Genomic DNA, 17,768 nt, shown 5'->3' with positions numbered 1-17,768 from the left:
ATCCGTTCGCAAGCTCCCTTGCGATTAGCCCACGGAGGCGGTACCCCAGAACGCTTCGGGTCCGACGCGCGTGCCTGCCAAGACTCCGCCCAGGCCGGTGCCGGTGACGAAAGCCGTGTACTGCGTCTCCAGAGCAGCCGGAGCGAGCAAATCCTGCGCACTGAAAGAGATGTTCTGGCTGACGGCCGACAGGAACGGCGACTGCGCGGTATAAATAATCGTGCCGCCTGCAATGCTGCCTCCGCGAACGACGTTGATCGTCACCGTGGATGCGACGCCAAGGGATACTCCGATCGTGCCGGACAGGTTGACGATCAGGGAACCGTTGTTCCCGAGTCCGTTGCCCGCGATGCCTTGCGTCTGCAAGCCGATGTCGCCGAACAGCACGGGCGTCGTCGACAACGGAATGGCGATCGTTGTGCTGGCGTTCATCGAGCTTCTCTGGTCAAGGAATGTTCCCATAGATATTCCACCTCCTTTCAAATGAGGCTAAAGTATTCTATGAGAACGTGTCCGGTGAGGTATGGACAAACCAATCCAGGTAAGAGCGGAATGTTGTTGGGACAGGCTCGAATGCGATAGAAGAAGGGGCCCTCCCAAGCCATCTCGGACGGCTGAGGGAGAGCCCCATGTCTTCACTTCGCGATTCGTTCGATACAAGCCGGACTGTCGTTCGCGGCATGGCCTACCGCCTGGCCGACTTCATAAGCCTCCATCTCTTCCGCCGGATAGGGCATCATCAGCTGCTCAAGCCTGGAAGCATCCCATACACGGCGGTTGAGCCACAGCGCTTCGTCTTCCGGCCGGAGAATGACCGGCATCCGGTCATGGATGTCCGCCATCAGCCGGTTCGGCTTCGTCGTCAGCACGGCGCACGTATGCAGCTTGCTGCCGTCTGGCACCGTCCACGTCTCGTACAAGCCGGCGAGGCTGAACAGCCCGCCTCCGCGCAGCGTAATGCGCATCGGGCGTTTCTTCCCGTTATCCAGCTTCTGCCACTCGTAGAAGCCGTCCGCAGGAATGAGGCAGCGTCTGCTGCGGTAAGCGTCCCGATAAGCGGGGCGCAGCGCAATTGTCTCCGCGCGGGCATTGATCATGCGATTGCCGATCTTCGGGTCGTCCGCCCACGGAGGGACGAGCCCCCACTTCAGCATGCCGAGCCGATTGCGCTGCGCGCCGGCAATGACGGCAGGCACGAGCTGGCCGGGCGCTACATTGTAGCGCGGCTCGTAGCCGGAAGCCAGCGCATTCTCAGCTTCGTATCTAGCAAGCAGCTCTTCGAGAGCGATCGTAATGGTATATCTTCCGCACACGGGAGATCTCCTCCTTGCTGGCGCCGCAGCGGGCGCATCTGCTCTCATTATAGCAAAAAAGGTTGACCGCTCCGCGCCAAACGTTTATGATGAAGGGCGAGACGTTAATAACCGAATACGTAACGCGGGAGCTGAGGGAACTTGGCTGAGAGGGAAGCTAATCCGCTTTCGACCGTCAGACCTGATCTGGATAATTCCAGCGGAGGCAGTGATTTGCACATATAACCGTTGGGGCGCAGCATGTTGTTGGCGTCCCTTCGCGTTTGCGATTCGATAGCGGTACGCATGCGTGATAGGCGTGCCGCTACCGAATGTGCGTTCAGGCGCCCTCCGGCTTGTCGGAGGGCGTCTTTTGTTGCGCTTAGGTCGCGTGGGGTGGCGTCTCGCATTTTGAGTGCAGAGAGAGGGAGAATGAGAATGGGAGAGATTGGATCGAAAAGGCTTGGGTCACTAGGAAACAGGTTAGCCTGGAAAGGCAAGGGGATCGCCGCGCTGGCGGCCGTTGCCATTCTGGCGGGCTGCGGCAACAACGGCTCGAACGACGGCGGGGCGTCTTCGCCGGCATCGTCCCCGTCGCCTTCAGGCGCGGCATCGGCTTCTGCGTCCGCGCCTGCGTCGCTGGGTGAAGTGAAGGTCGTCCTCGACTGGACGCCGAACACGAACCATACGGGGCTGTATGTAGCGGCCGCTAACGGCTATTGGGAGAAGCGGGGTCTTACGGTCGATATCGTCCAGCCGCCGGAGAGCGGCGCGGACGCCATGGTGGCGAGCGGCGCGGCCGAGTTCGGCATTGGCGCTCAGGAAGGGCTGACGCTGGCCCGCGAGCAGAACGTACCGCTTGTCTCGCTGGCGGCCATCATTCAGCACAATACGTCGGGATTCGCTTCCCCGGAGGAGAAGAATATTAAGGAACCCAAGGACTTTGAAGGGCATGCTTACGGAGGATGGGGTTCGCCCGCTGAGGAAGCGGTCATCGGCTCCATGATGAAGCAGCAGGGGGCGGATGTCGGCCAAGTGAAGTTCGTCAACGCGGGCACGGCAGACTTTTTCACCGCGGTTACGAAGGATATCGACTTTGAATGGATCTTCTACGCGTGGACCGGCATCGAGGCTGAGCAGCGCGGCATGAAGCTGAACATGGTCTATCTGAAGGACTTCGACCAGCGGCTGGACTACTACACGCCGGTGCTCGAGACGAGCGAGAAGTTGATCCAGAACGAGCCGGACGTCGTGCGGGCGTTCGTCGAAGGGGCGGCCGAGGGCTACCAATACGCGATCGACCATCCGGACGAGGCGGCGGACATTCTGCTGAAGGCGGTGCCGGACCTGAACGCCGATCTCGTGAAGGCGAGCCAGGAGTGGCTGAGCCCGAGGTACCAGGACGACGCATCGCAATGGGGCTTGCAGAAGGAAGAAGTGTGGTCCGGCTACGCCGAGTTCTTGAAGGAGCACGGAGTGCTGACGCAAGAGCTCGACTACGACGCGATGTACACGAACGATTTTCTGCCGCAAAATTCGTGATTTGAAGCCGGCGCCGGCCGCCGGCCTTCCTACATATCATTCGATAATCAATGAGGAGGAATTCGACATGGCGCAAGCGCTGCTGAGCATTCAAATCCTGCCGAAGCTGAAGGCAGGGGACACCGACATCATTCCGTACGTCGACCGTGCGATCGACATCATCAAGGAGTCCGGCGTTCCTTATCGCGTAGGGCCGCTGGAGACGACGATGGAAGGCGATCTGGACGAGCTGCTGGACATTGTGAAGCGGATGAACGCGGCGATGTTCGAGATCGGAAGCCCGTCCGTGCTGTCGCAAATCAAGCTATCCGTCAGCGGAAGCGGCGAAGCCTCGATGGCAAAGCTGCTGCAGAAGTACCCCGATGGCCAGTAGAACGTTGCTGCAGCGGTTCTGGCTCCCGGCAGGCGCGCTGGCGCTGCTCGTCCTGGTCTGGCAGCTCATCTGCAAGCTAGGCGGCGTCGATCCGTGGATTCTTCCGGCTCCGTCGGCGATCGCGCACAATATGTGGGACGACAGCTCCCGGTTGTGGAGCCAAGTGTGGTTCACGCTGCGGCTCGCGCTGAAGGGCATCGGGCTCGGCATCGTCATCGGCGTGGCGGCGGCGCTGCTGTTCCATCTCATTCCCGGCGTGCGCGCCGCTCTGTCCCCGATCATTATTATTACGCAAAATATTCCGTTGATCGCGCTCGGTCCGCTGCTGATCGTCTGGTTCGGCTTCGGCCTGCTGCCGAAGCTCATACTGCTCGTGCTCGTCTGCTTCTTCCCGATCGCTTGGTCGATGCTGTCCGGCCTCGGGCAGGCGGAGCCGCACCTGCGCGAATATTTGGCGATGATCGGCGCGAGCCGCTGGGAAGTGCTGTGGCGGCTTGAACTGCCAGCCTCGCTGCCGTCGTTCTTCACCGGGCTGAAGCTGACCGCCACGTACAGCATCACGGCCGTTATCGTAGCGGAATGGCTCGGATCGAGCGAGGGGATCGGCCACTATCTCGTGCTGAAGTCGAAGGGCTACGACACGCCCGGCGTGTTCTCCGCGATCGCGTGCATCGTGGCGCTGGCGCTGCTGTTCTACGGCGCCGCCGCGCTGCTGGAGCGGCTGGCGATCCGCTGGCGGCCGGGGCGGCAGGCCGCGCAAGGAGGGAGGAGCGCATGAGCGACTGCATAAGCTTGAGCGCGGGCGGGTCGGCGCAGGTGAAGCTGGAGCTGACCGGTATCGGCAAGAGCTACGTCCGCGACAAGCGCCCGCACCTTGTGCTGGACGGCATCTCGCTGCACGTCCGGGAGGGCGAGTTCGTGACGCTGATCGGCCCGTCCGGCAGCGGCAAGTCGACGCTGTTCCGCCTGATCGGCGGCGTGGAGCGGCCGGATGCGGGCACGATCCGCATCGGAGGCCGAGATACGACGGGCGAGCGCGGCCATATCAGCTACATGCCGCAGCAAGCGTCGCTGTTCCCTTGGCTGTCGGTGGCCGCGAATGTCGCTTCCGCGCTGACGACGGCAGGCCTCGGCGCGCAGGAAGCCGCTGCGCTGGCAGCGCAGTGGCTGGAGCGTATCGGGCTCGCGGATGTCGCAGGGGAATACCCGCACGTGCTGTCGGGCGGGATGCAGCAGCGCGTCTCCTTCCTGCGCGCGCTGCTGATGCCCCGCGACGTCATGTGCCTCGACGAGCCGTTCGCCGCATTGGACGCACTGACGCGGGCGGACATGCAGGCGTGGCTGCTCCGGCTGTGGGAGGAGCAGCGCCGCTCGGTGCTGTTCGTCACGCACAGCATTGAGGAGGCGCTGACGCTGTCGGACCGCATCTACGTGCTGTCGCGCGCGCCCGCGCGGGTGCTGCGGGAGATCAAGGTCCCGTTCGAGCGGCCGCGCCGGGCGGACGTCTGGAAGGAGCCGGCATTCGTCCGGCTAAAGGAGGAAGTGCTGGAGCTGCTTCGATCAACGGCTGCCCGTTGACCGCCCATCTGCCATAGGCAAGCCCGTCTTTCGCCCGCCTGCCGACAATACGCAAGGCTGGCCTGCGACCGTACACAAGCCGGCTTGGTCATACGCAAGCCCGCCCCGTTTCGAGCGGAGGCGGGCTATTTTTCGTATAAGGCACAGGGCCTTGCCTTTTGTTTTTTTTCGCTTTATTGCCGCTCTCCCCTTAGCTCAGGTATCGCTCGCTGGCACGGCTTGCTTGGTCCGTTCTTCCGCTCTTCTGTTCCGTCTATTCGCTTCCATCCTGAGCTGAGGGGAGAGCATGCATAAAGCGCGGCAACAGACGTTGTCCGGCCGCGGGATATTCCTGAGTTCCAGTAAGCCACCACAGCCAATCTTACCCGTGGTAGCTTCCCATCGGCTCGTTCAGCACCCACTCAAGCAGCAGCATCTGCTCCTCCAGCCGGGCGATTCGAGCTTCGAGATTTGCGGTCTCGCCGGCAGGGTCTGCAGCGGCCAGCTTCTCTTCGAGCGTTTGCTTTTGCGCTGCTAGTTCATTGTATTTTCGTTTGACTTGATCGGTTGTCCGCATTGATTCATCTCTCCCGCATGTTCTTAGATAAGTAATCGCATTCTATTGTATAGGGAAACCAACGCAAAATCATCCCGGCCGCGGCGCTCTATTTTGGATATTTACTTCGAACGAGCTTCGCAGTATTCTAATTTAGGTATCGACGCCGTTCGCCAGCTGGGCCGGCGCATTGCAGATGAGAGGGTGCCGTCATAGGTGGAGAAGGCCGGTTATAAATCAATTGCGCTCGATATCGCGCAGCGAATTGTTAGCGGAGAATTTCCGGTTGGGTGCAAAATTTCTGGAAGAACTATATTATCAAGCCATTACCACGTGTCGCCGGAGACGATTCGCAAGGCGCTCAGCCTGCTGAAGGACGAGAATATTGTCGACGTGTCCCAGGGCAAAGAAGTTCTGGTCACGTCCGATGTGAACGCGAACGAATACATTACGAAGAACGGCTATTTGAAAACGGCGTATTCGCTCAAGCAGGACTTGGAGCTTCTGCTGAGAGAGAAGAAGGAGCTCGACCGCAAATTCGAGTCTCTGCTGGCCGGCATCGTCGAAGCTTCCGATCGGTTAAAAAATTTAAAGCCCTACCATCCCGTCGAGATCAAGATCGGGGAGAACTCTCCGGTCGCCGGCATGACGATCGGCGCGCTGCAGTTCTGGCAGAATACGGGAGCTACGATTATCGCTCTGCGAAGAGGAACGAACGTCTTCATCTCCCCCGGGCCTCACGTGGTTCTGGGTTCTGGCGATGTACTTGTCGTCGTTGGCGACGACAGCGTGTATCTTCGAACCGAACGGTTCATTAACGGGGCAGAGGAATAAAATATGCTGCAGCGCAGCGCTGTGCAATCATCAGCCATTCCGGCATTCATTGTCGGAATGGCTGTTTTTGTATGGTTGCGCGTTTTTTTACCTCTTGAATACGAACAAGCATTCTGGTTATAATGAGAACAAACGTTCCTATTGATTGGAGGCGCAGACCATGTCCATGGATAAATACATCGGGCGTATGGTCGTCATTGTGTATGTGGATAAGAACGGGAGCTTCAGCAAGCGGACGATTCGCGTGCTCGGCATCCGGTCCGGAACGGTAAGAGCCTACGACGCCGACAAGCGGCAGCCCCGCAGCTTTGAGCTTAGCCGGATTTTGGCTGTGCAGTTGGTGACGCGGCATGCCTCCTGAACGCACCATTCTCCTCGTGGACGGACAGTCCTTCTACGCGTCGATCGAGAAGTCCGCGCATCCTGATCTGCAGGGCAAGCCTGTAGCGGTAGGGGATCCCGAGCGCAGATCCGGCATCATTCTGGCCGCCTGCCCGATCGCCAAGGCGCGCGGGGTGACGACGGCGGAACGGGTCGGCGAGGCGCTGGCCAAGTGTCCGGAGCTGGTCGTCGTTCGGCCGCGGATGCAGACCTATATATCGTATTCGCTTCTGATCACGGAGATATTCGAATCCATTACGGATCAGGTGGAGCCCTACAGCATCGACGAGCAGTTCCTTGACGTCACAGGCTCGCATTCCTCCTTCGGGTCGGCCGAAGAGATTGCGCGTCTGATCCAGACGCAGATTCAGCTGGCTACGGGCGTCTGGTCAAGAGTGGGCGTCGGCCCGACCAAGATTCTCGCGAAGATGGCCACCGATAATTTCGCGAAGAAGCGGCCCGACGGCATTTATCGGCTCGGTCCAGGGAACATGGCCAAGGACCTTTGGACGCTCCCTGTGCATCAGATGTTCATGGTAGCCTCCCGAATGACGAAGCACTTCCTGCGCATGGGTCTGCCGACAATCGGCGACATCGCCCGCCTGGAGTTGGGCGAATTCAAGCGGCGGATGCGCCGGGAGATGAAGAAGCAGAGCGACATTCAAGCGGAATATTATTGGCAGACCGCGCGCGGCATCGATCCGAGCCCTGTCGTGGCGGATATTCGCGGCGAGCTGAAGTCGATCAGCCATGGGAAGGCGCTTCGAAGCAATTTATATCGTACGCTGGCAGATATCGAGACGGTTCTGCTGGAGCTTGTTGTCGAGGTGTGCCGCCGGAGCAGGCGCCATCGGCGGATGGGGCGGGTCGTGTCGGTGGCGGCCTCCGAGACGGACGGCGAGCGATCAGCCGGCTTCAGCCGTCAAATCACGCTGCCGCAGCCGAGCTCGCTGACGCATGAGATTGCGGCGGCGGCGCACAAGCTGTTCGTCGATCATTGGAGCGGCATGCCAGTTAGCCGTTTGAGTGTGGCGCTGACCGACTTATCCGACGACAGCGTGTTTCAACTGACATTGTTCGAAGACAGGGCCGCCACTTACCGCATGGAGCGGGCGACCGACAGGATCAAAGACCGCTATGGCAGCGCCGCAGTCATGCGGGCATCTTCTTTGTTGGCGTCGGGCGTGGCGCGGGAGAGGGCCGGGCAGATCGGGGGCCACTATAAGTAATGAGCAAACTAGATGGGAACGAGCGGTGGAAGTCCAAGATGCTGCTGACCGAGCATCAGGAGCAATATGAAGCGCGAAGGGGAGAGAAGCTGTCCGGACGTCCTACGCCGGAAGAGCTGACGATGATCCGGGACTACATTTTGCTGCCCCATATGCTGACGATCGTAGAGAAGAATATGGAGGATCTGAAGCGCTCATCCAACGTCATGAAGCGCCCTTTCCTGGCAGTAGCGGAGGCGATCGCGAACCGGATCAGCCGGGATATGTACGATCTTCGCCGCGAATTGAGCCGGCGAAGGATTAGAGTCATTGGTGACGAACAGGTAGACTTGGTCGTATACCACCGGTTTGTCTGCCGCGGTTACGAGGATCGCCTCGGCATCGTTCGCGAGGTTATGCGCTCGGAGATCAGCGTGCGCCTGGCGAGATATTTCGGCGATCCCATCCGATGGATGAGCGAGTACGCCAAGACAGGCTTGCGGCCCAAGCAAGACTGAGCGCATGGCCTGAAGCAGGCTAAGCCTAAGGTCTAAGAGGGCCGAGCGCTTGGCTAATAGGCTAAACCTCCGGTCCAAGCAGACCGAACCTCTGAGCGGAACCCGCGGTCAATACCGGTCAATACCGGTTGTAGGGACCGCGGCTGCTCTCGTTGCGGATGAGCAAATAAACGATCAATCCCATGACAGGGAAGAAAAATAACCCAATCAAGACGAGTAAGGCGAATTCGGGACTTCGCCCTTTCTTCATGCAATCACGGTAGGCCCAAACGCAAATCACAATATGGATGATGAACAGAATAACGGATAACAGCAGGAAGAACACAAACAAGCCGGAGAATAACGATGAAGCTTCCGAGATAGGCGCCAACAAGACTCCCCTCCCTTCCTGAATTATACATTAATACGCTTTATAGGAGGGGCGCGTTGCGCCTGCTGAAAATTTTGACCGTCAATTGGCAGGTCGCAATTATCCCTAAATTTTGCGGCCGGGAGGTATAATTCCCGCGGGTTGGGCCACAATGGTAGTACCGGCGCTAATAACGCCGGGGACAACCGCGGAGAAGACTTACGTTTCCCCATAAGCTCTTCGTCCGGTTTCTCCTCTCCCATGAGGGCCTCGTCGCGAGACGGGGCTCGATTTTTTTTATTGTCGCAAGGGAAGCGTCGCTTTTGCCGCGTGTCGGAATGTGGTAACATAGCACAGATGGAACCGCGGACGAGCGCGTAAGCTGCGGCGGTTTATTTGTTTGGGAGAGATGCGAACTTGCGAGTCATATCCGGAGAAGCGAAGGGAAGACCGCTCAAAGCGGTCCCCGGCCAAACGACACGTCCAACCACGGACAAAGTCAAAGAAGCGTTGTTCAGCATGATCGGTCCGTACTTTGACGGGGAAGAGGTGCTCGACCTATTCGCCGGAACTGGCGGACTAGGCATCGAAGCGTTAAGCCGAGGGGCTGGACATTGCGTCTTCGTCGACGCCAATCCGCGCAGCGTGGAGGTCGTCAAACGCAACCTGGAAGCGACCCGCTGCCTGGATCGTGCGGAGGTGTACCGGAACGATGCCCGCAAGGCAATCAAGTTATTGGAGAAAAGGGAAGCGCGGTTCGATCTCATCTTCCTGGATCCGCCTTATATTATGCGGGACTGCGACGAGCTGTTGAACGATATGGCATCGCGCGGTCTCGTAGCAGAGGGCGCAGTCGCCGTTGTGGAGCATTCGTCGGAATTCGAATACGGCGAACGGATCGGTGAATTCCTCCGCAGAAGGCATGCCGCATATGGAGACACCGCACTATCCATTTATAGCTATGGGGGAGAAGCGCAATGACGAGGCAAGAAGGGGAACACCGCGTTGCGGTTTATCCGGGAAGTTTCGATCCGGTCACGTTCGGGCATCTAGACATCATTCGCAGAGCGGCGAAGCAGTTCGACACGCTAATCGTAGCGGTGTTGAACAATACATCCAAGAACCCGCTCTTTACCGTGGAAGAGCGGGTTGTGCTGCTCCAAGAAGTAACGAGAGACTTGCCGAATGTGAAGGTCGACTACTTTAGGGACCTGCTTGTCCGCTACATGCGATCCCGAGACGCCCAAGTGATCGTCCGGGGCATCCGTTCGGTAACAGACTTCGAGTACGAGCTTCAGATGGCGTCCACCAACCGTCAGCTCGACGAAGGCATCGAAACTATTTTTATGATGACGAACCCGAAGTATTCTTATTTGAGCTCCAGCATCGTCAAGGAGATCGCCAAATTCGATGGAGAGGTGCAGGATCTCGTGCCGCCGGCCGTCGAAGCGGCAATGCGCCGCAAGTACGGAGCGCAGTCTTAATATCGACCGCATGCATGCCATATACCAAATAGCACATTATCAAGAAGCGGCCGCTGGCGGCTTCTTTGTTTTTTGCAAAGACAGTGCAAGCAAACCATCATTTTCTAGGCTTTTTGAACGCTCTCCCCTTAACTCAGTATCGAGCCGACACTTTATAAAGATGCAAGAAAAATAACACATACATATATACATACATACGCAGGAAACAGGAATAAGCAAGAAACACAATTATTCTATGCTGCGAGGGATGGTCTAACGGAACGTGGTGAGCGAACGTAAGGATGAGCAGGGCGCATACTTAAATACGATAATTTCTCGAAGGGCGGGACGCCTTGCAGCGATGCATTCACCTGAAAGACAAACTCGTCGAGATAAGTTTGCAAGTAGCCGCCGCCAAGTCCGTGAAACGTCTGGAGCATCCAATCGCGGAAGCTATGGCCGTAGATTCGGAGGTTCACGAATTGACGGTTCGTGCGTAGAAGGGAATCGGCGATAACAGCGGACGTTGCGTTCGGGTCAATATAACGCTCCGCAAAATGAATTTTTCCAACTGGAAGCAGGCAACGATCCCGCACAAACGCTGGGGGAACGACAGCTAGAGCGACTTGATTCAAACAGCCGGTAGTATCCATGGCAACGGCCGTCATAATCGGCGTCTTGCGCCCCTCGGCTGCTTCTTGAACCGATAGGATTCCGCGTCCCAAATAGTCGAGGCCCGCTTGTACGCTTCCCGACAAAGCAGGCTGAGCCTCCAAAGATCCCATGGCGAGACGAAGTTTGCGCAGCATATAGAATGCCGTCTTATACGTGACGGACAGAAGGGATTGCAGGCGGACCGCGTTAATTCCTTGCTCAGGCTGGGACATCAGCCACATCGCGTAGAGCCATTTGCGAAGAGGCGTGCGGCTCTTCTCCAGGATCGTGCCTGCCGTAAGAGAGGTCTGGCGAAGGCAACGGCGGCATTCATACAAAGGGAGACGGCGAGTCGAGATGACGGTTGCATGAGAATGGGCGCAGCTAGGACATTCAAAACCGTTCGGCCAGCGAATCTGGAACAGCCATTCAATGCACGCGGCTTCCGAATCGAATCGGGCATCGAAGGAATCGGCGAATAAATGGTTCATGTCGGGCCCTCCTAATCACGAGAAAAAGGAAAAAAATGTTCTCATCAAAATAATAACGAACATAAGTTCGTATGTCAATCGAAAATTGGAATAAAATAAGTGGCTGAGGAGAGGGGAGAGTGCCCCAAAAGTGTGAAAATGTACACTGCGTGTTGCGGGAGAGCGTTCGGATAGCAGTGCGGCTTATAAAGCAAAAGATTAACGCCGCCGCTTGTTGCCGGGACCGGGCGGGCGTTTGGATGGCCGGATTAGGGCGGCGATCAGAGCGAGCAGCAGGAACACGGCGATGGAAGCGAGCGAGACGAGCGTCATCTCCGAGAAGATACGCAGGCCGGACGGCAAGGCGCCGCCCCAGCCCGAACTGTCGGGGCCGGCGGCGAACACCGACAGCGACGGGGCGAAGCGGGACAGGGAGCCTTCGCGAGCAGCGTAAGCCAGCGGGAAGGTGAAGGCTAGCGCTAGAGCGGCATGAAGCAGCTTGCTTGCGATGAAGCGGGCCCAGGGAAAAGCCGCCGAGGCTCCGAGGGCGGCGCGCGCTTGCAGCAAGCCGCTCCAGCCGGTCCACGCGAGCACGGCGGCGAGAAGCGACACGGCATGGACGGGCGAAGCGTCGAAGAGCGGAGAGCGGCTTGTCTCGTAAGCGCCGAGGTGCAGCTCATACAGGCCGGGGATAGCCAGCCAAGCATCGGCCTCGGGCCAAGCGAGCTGGAGCATCCGAAGCAAGAGGGAGCTCATGATAATTAGCCCGCCAACGGCGAGCAGAAGCGCAACAGCGTGGCTGACGGCATCGGCGATCTGCTTGCCGAAGGGGCGTCCGTCTTCCTCGCGGGCTTCTCTGATGATGCGGGCTACTCTAGCGAACAGAGCGCGAGGCTCTCCCGCCGCGAGAGATGGAGGAACGGCTGGCGCGGAAGGCTTGGCGATGCGCGCCCAGAGGAATCCGGCGGCAATGGCGGATAGCCAGAGACCGAGCACGATGGCCCACCCGTAAGCGGGTGAGTGCAAGAAGCCGCTGCCGACAATAATTACGATGAGAAAGGGATTCGGCAGATGGGAGACGAGCAGCAGCGTGTCCATGTCGGGGTCGCGCACAAGTCCCTTGTCGCGTAGGCGGGAGGCTTCTTTGGCGCCGGCCGGCAGCCCGGCCGTCCAGCCGAACACAATGGCCCATCCGGCTGAGCCGGGGAGCTTGAACAGGCGCCGGACGGCGGGCTCGCACAGCGCTCCCAGACCGTGAAGCAGGCCTGATGCCGCGAGCAATTCGGCCAGCATGAGCGGAGGCAGCATCCCCGGAAAGATCGTTTGCCACCATATTTGCAGCCCGGCAAGGGAAGCGCGGAACGCTTCGTCGGGCGATTGGACGATGCCAATGACGAGCATAAGCGCGCAAGCCCCGGACACAATGGAGAGCGATCGCTGCCACTTGGCAGGACGGGCGCGAGGGGGAGCATCGGACATGACGGCATTCCTCCCGGACGGTAAGGGTTGCCTCATCCGGCGGCAGAAGACGGCCGAAGCGGACGAGGAGGCGCTGAGCGGAGAGGCGGCGCCTATCTCAATGTACGCGCGCTTGTCCGGCGATAGACCACCATCTAGTCCAAGCGAGGGGGGAGCTCGGGGGAGGCGGGCGTCGAGTCTGAGAAGGCAGATGTCAAGTATGGAAAAGACAGGCGTCGAGTATCGGCATCTGCCGACTAAGGGACGGCAAGCTTCTTAAAATTGCACAGGCGGCTTGGTAAAGTCGCGCATGGCAAGCCGCGGATTGGAATCGCTGAACGCAAGCGAATACACGGCCGTCGCCCGCGCGTCCATGGCAAGATAGGGCCAGGGGCCGTCCGCGGCGGATTGGACGACGGGCACGGCCGATGTCCGCTTCATCCGGCGAAGCAGTTCACGCCCTGTCGCCGTGAAGCCCAGGACGCGGATATAGCCGATGCCGGACGCCAGCGCGGCGGCGGACAAGTCTTCCTTGCGGTGCCCGAGCAGAATGCGCAGCAGCGTTCTCTGCAGCTTCGTGCGGGTATAGCGTCTCGTCTTGAGCGTATCGAGCAAGCTCTCGACGGTTCGCTCCGGCAGCAGCGACAAGCTCCGGACAATCCGATGCTCGAGGCCCTCGGTTACCTCCGCATAGGAGGCAAGCTCCGCGGCGTCCGCCCGATATAGTTGATGGAGCAACGGTCCGGAGAACGATTCCCAAGTAACCGGCGAACGTCCCTCGCGGGCTTCGCGCTCCAATATTTCCAATGTGGAAGAGGGAACATAGGGGGCGAGGTCCGCCAATTGGCCGGACTGGCCGAGCAGCTGCCGCAGCGCCGTCGCGCTGGCGATCGCGGCGTCGGTAATGGTGGTCTGGCTGTACTCGGAGCGTTCACGGCGGATGGAATAAGGCTCGATCGGGCTGCCCAGACGCCGTAAGGCGAGCAGGTAGTGGAGGCCGAGCGTATGATTCGGCTGGTCGAGCCGATACTCGGCGTCGCCGCCGGCGCCCGCCGCGCGCAAATAGCGGCGGACCGCCTCCGCGTAAGCGGCGGGGTAAGGCAGACCCTCCTTCAGAAGCCGGGCGAGCTGGCCGCCGACTTCTTCGGGCTCCTCCGCCAGCCGGTCCGCGATGCGGACCAGCGTCTCGGCGTCGCCGCTCTCGCTGCCGAAGCAGAGCGCGTCGACGACGCCCGTCGCATGCAGAATGGCGACGGCGCCGTGCGCGAACCACTGCGCAGGCTGGGAGCTGTACGCGGCGGGCAGCTCCAGCACCAGGTCGCAGCCGGCGCGAAGCGCCATCTCGGCCCGCGCCCACTTGTCGGCCAGAGCCGGCTCGCCGCGCTGCAGGAAGTGGCCGCTCATGACGGCCACGACCGCGTCGGCTCCCGTTATTTTCACCGATTGTTGTATATGATATAAATGTCCGTTATGAAGCGGGTTGTATTCGACGATAAGCCCGACGGTACGCATGTCATGCTCCTTCATTCGGAAGTTTGGTCTAGTATCAATATAACACGAGACAGGAAGGAAGTTCGAAGCGGACGCGTTCTGGTTGACAAAAGCGTTCGTCGAAAGATATAATAACTTTTGTTTGTTTGGAGTGATATGGATGCTGCTAAACGTTCAAGAACTGGCTCTTCGCAAAGAACCGGTAACGTTAAAAGAAACCTTCGATGCTGCGCCGATCTTCGCTGGAATGCGAGACGTGAAGCCTCTGGGTCCTTTGACTGCGGAATTAACCGCCTACTACGTTGACCGGACGATCGAAGTGACGGGAACGATCGCCTGCAAGGTTCAGTTGTTCTGTTCCCGCTGTCTCGATCCGATCGAGCAGGAGATGGACGTGCCGTTCCGAGAAACCTTCAAGGTTGTCTCCAAAGAAACGGCCGATTCCGGCGAACAGGATGACGAAGAATTCGTGCCGATACAGGGAGAACGGCTCGAGCTTCGCCCGTACGTAGAAGAACAATTGCTGCTTCACTTGCCGCTTGCTCCGATCTGCCGGGAAGACTGTCAAGGTCTGTGCCCGGAATGCGGGACGAATCGCAACGAACAGCAATGCGGTTGCAGTACGGAGAAGATCGATCCGCGGCTCGCTTCGCTTAAGGATTGGTTCGGCCAGTAGTGATTTTCGACACGACGATGAACGCCGATCTAGGCAGCTTCGACTCTGATAAGGAGGTGGGAACATGGCAGTCCCTTTTGGTAAAACATCGAAATCCCGCAAAAACAAGCGCCGCACGCATTTCAAGCTGGTTGTCCCGGGTATGGTTAAGTGCGATCAATGCGGCGAGCTGAAGCTTGCGCACCGCGTCTGCAAAGTATGCGGAACTTACAAGGCCCGCGAGGTCATCAAGCAATAATGCACTAATGGAGATAACGCGTCTCGGCGTGACTGGCGTCTGGCGCGTTTTTCTTTATCTAGAATTGGCACCAGGTATCAATATAAACCTATAAGGCGGTGACGGCATGGAACGGCTTCCGAAACGTCAGCGCCATCAAGAGCTAAGCCGGCTTATCGAGGACAATCCGTTTCTGACCGACCGCGAGCTGACTAGGCTGCTGAAGGTGAGCATTCAGACGATCCGGCTGGACCGGTTGGAGCTTGCCATTCCCGAGCTTCGGGAGAGGCTCAAGGTGATGGCGGAACGGTCATACGATCCGGTACGGTCGCTTCCTCTGCATGAGGTCATTGGCGAAGTGGTGGATTTGCAATTGGACAAGAGCGGCATCTCGCTGTTCGAGATCCGCGAAGAACATGTCTTCTCCCGCAGCGGCATCGCTCGCGGGCATCATGTGTTCGCTCAGGCGAATTCGCTTGCGGTAGCCGTGATCAACGACGAGATCGCCTTGACGGCTTCCGCCGATATTCGGTTCCTTCGTCCGGCCCGGCTTGGGGAGAAGTGCATCGCGAAAGCCTATGTCAGGTCTGGCGGTTCCCAGAAAGGAAAGGCTAAAGTAGAAGTGTGCACGTACGTCGGCGACGAGATGGTCTTCCAAGGATACTTCGTCATATACCGTTCACGCGCCGCGGACAGCATGGAATCGGTAGGAGGAGAAGAAGCGCATGAAAATCGCGATTGACGCGATGGGGGGCGACCTCGCGCCTCATGCGCCGGTAGAAGGGGCGCTAGCAGCCGCGAAGGAATGGCCGGATACGCAGCTTCTGCTGGTAGGCAAACCGGATGTTGTTCAGCCGCTGCTAGGCAGCGGCCGTCCATCTAATATCTCGGTCGTGGAAGCGCTGGAGACGATCGAAGCGGATGACGAGCCTGTACGTGCAGTTCGGCGCAAGCCGAACTCCTCGATGGTCGTCGCAGCGCGCCTCGTCAAGGAAGGCGAAGCAGACGCGATGATCTCGTCGGGCAACACCGGCGCGCTGATGACGGCGGGGCTGCTCGTGGTCGGGCGGATGAAGGACATTGAACGCCCCGGGCTGACGTCGATTATCCCGTCGATTGACAAGGTTGGAGTTCTTACGCTCGATCTTGGCGCCAACATGGACGCCAAGCCGGAACATCTGCTGCAGTACGCCATGATGGGCAGCTTGTACCGGCAGAAGGTGCACGGGATATCGAAGCCTCGCGTCGGCCTGCTGAATGTAGGGACGGAAGCAGGCAAGGGCAATGAATTGACCAAGGTGGCTTTCGAGCTGCTGGAGCAGGCTCCGATTCACTTCATCGGCAACGTGGAGGCGCGGGATGTGCTGGAGCGCAACTGCGATGTTCTCGTCTGCGACGGATTCGCGGGCAATATTCTGCTCAAAGCGCTGGAGGGCGCCGGCGACTCGTTGTTCAAGGTGCTGAAGGCGGAGATGACCTCTTCGCTGATGAACAAGCTGGCGGCTGCCGTCCTTAAACCAAGCCTCAGAAGAGTCAAGCAACTGGTCGATTACCGCGAACATAACGGCGCTCCCTTGCTAGGAGTGAACGGGCTTGTCGTGAAGAGCCACGGTTCCTCGAACGCCCTGGCGACGAAGAACGCTATTCGCCATACGCGGACGGCGATTCAGAACGGTCTCATCGCGGCAATAGCCGACGAATTCGGCGGAAAGTGAGTGAAGACGCATGAAGGGTATTCCCGTAGGCGTTCTGGGAACGGGCAAGTACAGCCCCGAGCGCCGCTTGACCAACCAAGAGTTGGAGACGATGGTGGAGACGAACGACGAGTGGATCGTGACCCGCACGGGGATCCGGGAACGCCGTATCGCCGCCGCGGATCAAGCGACGTCCGATCTTGCTTACGAAGCTTCTGTGCAAGCGCTCAAGGCAGCGGGCATTACGGCTGACCAACTGGACCTGATAGTGGTATGCACAATTACGCCCGACATGTTCTTCCCTTCGACGGCTTGCCTCGTGCAGGAGAAGCTGGGAGCGAAGAACGCGGCGGCTTATGACTTGTCAGCCGCTTGCTCCGGCTTTATCTACGGACTGGCTAATGCATCCGGCTTCATCGCCATGGGGACTTATAAATACGTTCTAGTCGTAGGAGCGGAGACGCTGTCGCGCATTACCGATTATACGGACCGCAACACGTGCATCCTGTTCGGCGACGGCGCGGGCGCTGTCGTGCTAGGCCAGGTGCCGGAAGGCCGAGGCTTCCAATCGTTCAAGCTCGGAGCAGACGGAAGCGGCGGCGATCTGATCAACATCCCGGGCGGAGGCTCGCGGCTGCCTTCCACGGCGGAGACTGTGGCCGAAGGCAAGCACTATCTCTATATGAACGGACGCGACGTGTACAAATTCGCGGTTCGCATCATGGGCGGCGCAGCGGAAGAAGCGCTGGAGATGGCAGGCCTCGGCAAGGATGACATCGATCTGCTCATTCCGCATCAGGCGAACATCCGCATCATTCAGTCGGCAGTGGAGAGGCTGAACTTGCCGGAGGAGAAGTGCGCGATCAACATCGACCGCTACGGCAACATGTCGGCTGCATCTATCCCTGTCGCATTGGCGGAAGCGGTGGAGGAAGGGCGCCTGAAGGAAGGCGACCGGCTCGTCATGGTCGGCTTCGGCGGCGGGCTCACCTGGGGCGCTTCGGTGCTCGTATGGTAAAGGCAAGGCAGGAGGCC

At 59.1% G+C, this 17,768-nt stretch carries 22 protein-coding genes and 1 riboswitch; of the genes, 15 read left to right on the top strand and 7 right to left on the bottom strand.

Annotated features, from left to right (window positions below):
• Positions 1–24 precede the first annotated feature (24 nt).
• Positions 25–462: a hypothetical protein gene (locus H4Q31_RS07600; RefSeq protein ID WP_185178476.1), complete on the bottom strand. Its 438-nt coding sequence runs from the start codon at positions 460–462 to the stop codon at positions 25–27.
• Between the two features lie 173 nt (positions 463–635).
• On the bottom strand, positions 636–1,313 hold the full coding sequence (locus H4Q31_RS07595; protein ID WP_185178475.1) for an SOS response-associated peptidase: 678 nt from the start codon (positions 1,311–1,313) through the stop codon (positions 636–638).
• A gap of 114 nt (positions 1,314–1,427) precedes the next feature.
• Positions 1,428–1,538, top strand: a riboswitch (TPP riboswitch).
• Between the two features lie 192 nt (positions 1,539–1,730).
• Between H4Q31_RS07595 and H4Q31_RS07590 the strand changes: the two genes are divergently transcribed.
• The 4 genes from H4Q31_RS07590 to H4Q31_RS07575 all read left to right on the top strand — a co-directional run bounded on the left by H4Q31_RS07590 (position 1,731) and on the right by H4Q31_RS07575 (position 4,785).
• Complete coding sequence (locus tag H4Q31_RS07590) at positions 1,731–2,834, top strand: ABC transporter substrate-binding protein (protein ID WP_185178474.1); 1,104 nt, start codon at positions 1,731–1,733, stop codon at positions 2,832–2,834.
• Between the two features lie 67 nt (positions 2,835–2,901).
• Positions 2,902–3,207, top strand: coding sequence for a thiamine-binding protein (locus H4Q31_RS07585; protein ID WP_185178473.1), 306 nt, complete (start codon positions 2,902–2,904; stop codon positions 3,205–3,207).
• Positions 3,197–3,985, top strand: coding sequence for an ABC transporter permease (locus H4Q31_RS07580; RefSeq protein WP_185178472.1), 789 nt, complete (start codon positions 3,197–3,199; stop codon positions 3,983–3,985). Before H4Q31_RS07585 ends, H4Q31_RS07580 begins: the two co-directional genes overlap by 11 nt.
• A complete protein-coding gene (locus tag H4Q31_RS07575) occupies positions 3,982–4,785 on the top strand; it encodes an ABC transporter ATP-binding protein (protein WP_185178471.1) in 804 nt (267 codons plus the stop codon). Before H4Q31_RS07580 ends, H4Q31_RS07575 begins: the two co-directional genes overlap by 4 nt.
• 361 nt (positions 4,786–5,146) lie before the next feature.
• Here the strand turns inward: H4Q31_RS07575 and H4Q31_RS07570 are convergent, their stop codons facing one another.
• Positions 5,147–5,341: a hypothetical protein gene (locus H4Q31_RS07570; RefSeq protein WP_185178470.1), complete on the bottom strand. Its 195-nt coding sequence runs from the start codon at positions 5,339–5,341 to the stop codon at positions 5,147–5,149.
• A 195-nt stretch (positions 5,342–5,536) separates the two neighbouring features.
• Between H4Q31_RS07570 and H4Q31_RS21755 the strand changes: the two genes are divergently transcribed.
• The 4 genes from H4Q31_RS21755 (at position 5,537) to H4Q31_RS07550 (ending at position 8,261) form a co-directional block, all read left to right on the top strand.
• Positions 5,537–6,154 carry a GntR family transcriptional regulator gene (locus tag H4Q31_RS21755; RefSeq protein ID WP_185178469.1) on the top strand — a complete coding sequence of 206 codons (618 nt, stop codon included), beginning with the start codon at positions 5,537–5,539 and terminating at the stop codon, positions 6,152–6,154.
• Positions 6,155–6,314: 160 nt separating this feature from the next.
• Entirely contained in the window at positions 6,315–6,515 is a 201-nt protein-coding gene (locus H4Q31_RS07560) for a hypothetical protein (RefSeq protein WP_185178468.1), read from the top strand.
• Positions 6,505–7,764, top strand: a complete 1,260-nt coding sequence (locus H4Q31_RS07555; protein WP_185178467.1) for a DNA polymerase IV — start codon at positions 6,505–6,507, stop codon at positions 7,762–7,764. Before H4Q31_RS07560 ends, H4Q31_RS07555 begins: the two co-directional genes overlap by 11 nt.
• On the top strand, positions 7,764–8,261 hold the full coding sequence (locus tag H4Q31_RS07550; protein ID WP_185178466.1) for a YhjD family protein: 498 nt from the start codon (positions 7,764–7,766) through the stop codon (positions 8,259–8,261). Before H4Q31_RS07555 ends, H4Q31_RS07550 begins: the two co-directional genes overlap by 1 nt.
• Positions 8,262–8,379: 118 nt before the next feature.
• On the opposite strand, the gene H4Q31_RS07545 is transcribed toward H4Q31_RS07550, so the two are convergent.
• Entirely contained in the window at positions 8,380–8,631 is a 252-nt protein-coding gene (locus tag H4Q31_RS07545) for a PLDc N-terminal domain-containing protein (RefSeq protein ID WP_185178465.1), read from the bottom strand.
• Between the two features lie 396 nt (positions 8,632–9,027).
• Between H4Q31_RS07545 and rsmD the strand changes: the two genes are divergently transcribed.
• Positions 9,028–9,591, top strand: a complete 564-nt coding sequence (gene rsmD, locus H4Q31_RS07540) for a 16S rRNA (guanine(966)-N(2))-methyltransferase RsmD (protein WP_185178464.1) — start codon at positions 9,028–9,030, stop codon at positions 9,589–9,591.
• Positions 9,588–10,094, top strand: a complete 507-nt coding sequence (coaD, locus tag H4Q31_RS07535) for a pantetheine-phosphate adenylyltransferase (RefSeq protein ID WP_185178463.1) — start codon at positions 9,588–9,590, stop codon at positions 10,092–10,094. Before rsmD ends, coaD begins: the two co-directional genes overlap by 4 nt.
• 233 nt (positions 10,095–10,327) lie before the next feature.
• On the opposite strand, the gene H4Q31_RS07530 is transcribed toward coaD, so the two are convergent.
• The 3 genes from H4Q31_RS07530 to H4Q31_RS07520 all read right to left on the bottom strand — a co-directional run bounded on the left by H4Q31_RS07530 (position 10,328) and on the right by H4Q31_RS07520 (position 14,167).
• Positions 10,328–11,218, bottom strand: coding sequence for a transposase (locus H4Q31_RS07530; protein ID WP_185178462.1), 891 nt, complete (start codon positions 11,216–11,218; stop codon positions 10,328–10,330).
• A gap of 198 nt (positions 11,219–11,416) precedes the next feature.
• A complete protein-coding gene (locus H4Q31_RS07525; protein ID WP_185178461.1) occupies positions 11,417–12,676 on the bottom strand; it encodes a hypothetical protein in 1,260 nt (419 codons plus the stop codon).
• 255 nt (positions 12,677–12,931) lie between these two features.
• Positions 12,932–14,167 carry a nucleotidyltransferase gene (locus tag H4Q31_RS07520; protein ID WP_185178460.1) on the bottom strand — a complete coding sequence of 412 codons (1,236 nt, stop codon included), beginning with the start codon at positions 14,165–14,167 and terminating at the stop codon, positions 12,932–12,934.
• Between the two features lie 139 nt (positions 14,168–14,306).
• Between H4Q31_RS07520 and H4Q31_RS07515 the strand changes: the two genes are divergently transcribed.
• The 5 genes from H4Q31_RS07515 to H4Q31_RS07495 all read left to right on the top strand — a co-directional run bounded on the left by H4Q31_RS07515 (position 14,307) and on the right by H4Q31_RS07495 (position 17,751).
• The gene (locus H4Q31_RS07515) at positions 14,307–14,822 is read left to right on the top strand and encodes a YceD family protein (protein WP_185178459.1); all 516 of its coding nucleotides are present in this window, start codon (positions 14,307–14,309) and stop codon (positions 14,820–14,822) included.
• A 64-nt stretch (positions 14,823–14,886) separates the two neighbouring features.
• Entirely contained in the window at positions 14,887–15,060 is a 174-nt protein-coding gene (gene rpmF / locus H4Q31_RS07510) for a 50S ribosomal protein L32 (protein ID WP_080840160.1), read from the top strand.
• A gap of 106 nt (positions 15,061–15,166) precedes the next feature.
• Positions 15,167–15,781: a transcription factor FapR gene (fapR, locus tag H4Q31_RS07505; protein WP_185178458.1), complete on the top strand. Its 615-nt coding sequence runs from the start codon at positions 15,167–15,169 to the stop codon at positions 15,779–15,781.
• Positions 15,765–16,754, top strand: coding sequence for a phosphate acyltransferase PlsX (plsX, locus tag H4Q31_RS07500; protein ID WP_185178457.1), 990 nt, complete (start codon positions 15,765–15,767; stop codon positions 16,752–16,754). The genes fapR and plsX overlap by 17 nt, the downstream gene beginning before the upstream one ends.
• A gap of 10 nt (positions 16,755–16,764) precedes the next feature.
• Positions 16,765–17,751 carry a beta-ketoacyl-ACP synthase III gene (locus tag H4Q31_RS07495; protein WP_221626766.1) on the top strand — a complete coding sequence of 329 codons (987 nt, stop codon included), beginning with the start codon at positions 16,765–16,767 and terminating at the stop codon, positions 17,749–17,751.
• Positions 17,752–17,768: the final 17 nt, after the last annotated feature.

The organism is Cohnella lubricantis, from assembly GCF_014212015.1.
GTDB lineage: Bacteria > Bacillota > Bacilli > Paenibacillales > Paenibacillaceae > Cohnella > Cohnella lubricantis.
The sequence above is the reverse complement of the archived record's forward strand: the minus strand, read 5'-3'. Positions and strand labels throughout refer to the sequence as shown.